At 31.9% G+C, this 326-nt stretch carries 1 protein-coding gene; it reads left to right on the forward strand.

What is annotated here, in order from left to right; translation table 11 throughout:
- Positions 1-77 precede the first annotated feature (77 nt).
- A complete protein-coding gene (locus tag AC0C45_RS30150; protein WP_220457412.1) occupies positions 78-197 on the forward strand; it encodes a class III lanthipeptide in 120 nt (39 codons plus the stop codon).
- Positions 198-326: the final 129 nt, after the last annotated feature.

Genomic DNA, 326 nt, shown 5'->3' on the forward strand with positions numbered 1-326 from the left:
ATTGACATAGGTAAAGGCTAAGTATATTTACTTAATGGTTCTAATGAAAAGTTACCAATTAAAAGGAGGTGATTTTTGTGAAAAAGGTATTATCTCTTCAAGTTTTAGATTCAAAGAAAGATGTAGAGCTACGCGCAGGTTCATCTTTGAGTGTTAACTGCAAAGTAGTAAGCACAATTAGTGTTGCTGTTTGCTAATCCTATATTCTCTATCGGGGATTGCGAAAATAATTCCTTCATTGACATAGGTAAAGGCTAAGTATATTTACTTAATGGTTCTAATGAAAAGTTACCAATTAAAAGGAGGTGATTTTTGTGAAAAAGGTA

It is taken from the genome of Priestia sp. VA7 (assembly GCF_055710015.1).